The sequence below is a fragment of the Streptomyces sp. MZ04 genome (genome assembly GCF_004684775.1).
GTDB lineage: Bacteria > Actinomycetota > Actinomycetes > Streptomycetales > Streptomycetaceae > Streptomyces.
Genome location: NZ_SRIC01000491.1, coordinates 1 through 2,975 on the forward strand (window position 1 = coordinate 1; position 2,975 = coordinate 2,975).

Here is a 2,975-nt window from a genome sequence, read left to right on the forward strand (position 1 = left end):
GCTCGGACGGTAATCGGGTGGGTGGGCGGTGAGTTTTCCCGGCCACCCACCCGATTACCGTCCGAGCAGTCCGACCACCGTCAGCTGTCCTCGAGCACGAACGACGCCTTCGCCGATCCCAGCCCAGGCGACTTGGCCTCGACGAGATAGATGCCCGGGGACACGCTCCCCCCGGAGGGAGTCGCGCAGTTCGGCTCGCTCCCCCGGCGGTCCCACTCCACGGTGTGCGTGACGCGCCCGTCCCCCGGCACCCGAAGCAGCAGGCTGCCGCCCCCGGCGGGACAGTCCGCCGACGACCAGATCTCCTTGTCGCCCTTGGTCTGAGTGATCGTCAGGACCGTTTCCTTGCCGCCGAGATCGACCTTGCAGGCCTTGCCCGCACTGTTCTGGGCGATGATCTCGAACTTCGGCTTCTCGCCGATCTCGTACGTGTTCCGGACGCTGCGCAGCTTCAGCTTCACGTCGCCGCTCACACAGTCGGGCAGCCGCGTCCCCGCGGGCAGCTGACCGCCCGCGCCGCCACCGCCCTTGGCGCCGTCGTCCGACCCGCTGCCGTCACCGCCGCCGCCCTCGGAGTCACCGGAGCCCGAGCCGCCCCCCGAGCCGGAGCCCGAGCCGGAGCCCGAGCCGCCTCCGGAGCCCTCGTCGTCCGACTCGTCGCGCCCGCCCGGGTGTTCACTGATGGCGGGCCCGGAGCCGGAGGGGCCGGGTGTGATGGACGTGGCGGGCCCGGAACCTGACGGACCGTCGGCGGTGGTCTTCCCGCCACCGCCGCCCAGGGTCAGCACCCACACGACGAGGAGCGCGAGCAGCCCGAAAAGGGACAGCAGAACGGCCCTCCGACGCCAGTAGATGGTGGAGGGAAGCGGCCCGACCGGATTGCGCAGAGATCCCACGGCCCAAACCTTACGAGAGATCCGCGCCTTCTCCTGCCCCACCCGCCGCCCTGGGCAACAAAGTTTGCGGATCATCATCCCGGAATGAACCACTCCGCTTACCGCGGAGCGCGCTCACTGCCCGCCTCACGCCCGCCTCACCCCTGTCTGTCGTCAGGGGTCATCACAGGTCGATCGCCGGATGTGACGATTCGGGCCCACTCCGTACCGTCCGTAATCATGGACACCATGACCGACGATCTCTACCGCGACATCACCGACTTCGCCCACGACACCCCGACCTGGGTGCAGCACACCGCCGAGGTGTGGACGGAACTCGGCCTGCTCCTCTTCGGCGTGCTCTTCATAGTCGCCTGGTGGCGCTCGCGGCGCGGTGACCCGCGCGCCGTCGCGATAGCGGTGCTCGCCCCGCTCGCCACCGCGGTGGCGTATGTGTGCAGCGAGTTGATCAAGTCCGGGATCGACGAGGAGCGGCCGTGCCGGGCGGTCTCCGGGGCGCTCGCGCCGCTCGTCGCGTGCCCGCCGCACGGCGACTGGTCCTTCCCCAGCAACCACTCGACGATCGCGGGCGCCGCGGCCGTCGGTCTCGCCGTCGCCTGGCCGCGGATCGCCGCGCTGACGCTGCCGATGGCCGTACTCATGGCGTTCTCGCGGGTCTTCGTGGGCGTGCACTATCCGCACGACGTGGCCGTCGGCCTCATCCTCGGCGCCGCGCTGGCTTTCGTACTCGTCCGTCTGACGACTCGCCCCCTGACACGTGTCGTCGAGACGATGCGGGGGTCTTCGACCGGGGTCGTCCGGTGGTTCGCCGGCCAAGGGCCTGCGACGTACGCGACACCGCACGCGCCCGTGTCGCGCCGTCGCTGAGGGCTCTGCGGGGTGCGGTGGAGTGCGTATCTGCGGGTGGCGCCGTGGTTGCTCGCGCAGTTCCCCGCGCCCCTCCGGAGCGCTCAGCCGCCCTCCGGAGCGCTCAGCCGCCCGCAAGTCCCGCCTCGTAGGCGACGATCGCCGCCTGAACGCGGTTCTTCACCCCCAGGCGCTCGAGGACCGTGCTCACATACGCCTTGACCGTGCCTTCGACGAGGTGGAGGCGGGCGGCGATCTCCGGGTTGGAGAGGCCCTCCCCGACCAGGCCCAGCACCTCGCGCTCCCTCGGGGTCAGGGCGGCCGTCCGGGAACGGGCCTCCGCACCGCGGGCGACGCGCCGGGCGCCGTAGCCGTCGATGACGTGCCGGGCCACCTTCGGAGAGAGGAAGGCGGCGCCGCCCGCCACCGCCCGTACGCCCGCGATGAGTTCGTGCGGATCGCCGGACTTCAGCAGGAACCCCGTGGCGCCGCCGCCGAGCGCCTGTGCGACGTACGCGTCCTCGGAGAAGGTCGTCAGCATCGCGACGGCGGTGTCCGGCACCGTCCGTACGATCTCCTCGGCCGCGGCGAGACCGTCGAGCCCCGGCATCCGGATGTCGAGCAGCGCGACGTCGGGCCGATGGGCCCGGGCGAGCTCCACGGCAGCGCGGCCGTCACCCGCCTCCGCGACGACCTCGATGTCCTCACCCGCGCCGAGGATCGCGCGGACCCCCGCGCGGATCATCGCCTCGTCGTCGGCCAGCAGTACGCGGATCACCGCACCCACTCCTTCTCCTCTTCCCGCACCGTGTCGCGGGCCCCGGCCTTCGGGATCACGCTCTTCTCGACAACCGCCCCGCCCTCGAATCAGACCCTGAAGTACTCGACGGTGACGAAGAGTTCACTGCTCGAGCGGTAGTAGCGGCAGTCGGCGCCCTGCGGCGGCGGGCTCGGGGCGCGCTCCTTCGGCGGATCGGACGCGGCCCGGTCCGGCAGCAGCCGCTCGGCCGCGTCCCGCGGCTGTCCCACCCGCAGCCGCGCGTAATCGGCCGGTTCGAGGACCGAGTGCGAGCGGGAGTACGCGTACCAGGCGAAGGCGCCGCCGACGAGAAGCACGCCCGTGGCGACGGCGGCCCCGAAGGCGAGAGCCGTCCGCCGTCTCGCGTACGAGCGTCTCGCGTACGAGCGTCTCGCGTACGAGATGACGGCGCCGCCCGGCGCGGGGGCGGGCGC

At 72.0% G+C, this 2,975-nt stretch carries 3 protein-coding genes and 1 pseudogene; 1 reads left to right on the forward strand and 3 read right to left on the reverse strand.

What is annotated here, in order from left to right:
• Positions 1–80 precede the first annotated feature (80 nt).
• Positions 81–896, reverse strand: a complete 816-nt coding sequence (locus tag E2651_RS42305) for a hypothetical protein (protein WP_135336580.1) — start codon at positions 894–896, stop codon at positions 81–83.
• 219 nt (positions 897–1,115) lie between these two features.
• On the opposite strand from E2651_RS42305, the gene E2651_RS42310 reads away from it, so the two are divergent.
• Positions 1,116–1,763, forward strand: a complete 648-nt coding sequence (locus E2651_RS42310) for a phosphatase PAP2 family protein (RefSeq protein WP_135336581.1) — start codon at positions 1,116–1,118, stop codon at positions 1,761–1,763.
• Positions 1,764–1,866: 103 nt separating this feature from the next.
• Here the strand turns inward: E2651_RS42310 and E2651_RS42315 are convergent, their stop codons facing one another.
• Positions 1,867–2,520, reverse strand: a complete 654-nt coding sequence (locus tag E2651_RS42315) for a response regulator transcription factor (protein ID WP_135336582.1) — start codon at positions 2,518–2,520, stop codon at positions 1,867–1,869.
• Positions 2,521–2,609: 89 nt separating this feature from the next.
• Positions 2,610–2,975 (reverse strand): annotated as a pseudogene (locus tag E2651_RS44480) (ATP-binding protein); the annotation flags it as partial.

Bases quoted from the DNA above. Each gene is read 5' to 3' on its own strand.
- E2651_RS42310 (WP_135336581.1), top strand. From the start codon at position 1,116: ATGGACACCATGACCGACGATCTCTACCGCGACATCACCGACTTCGCC.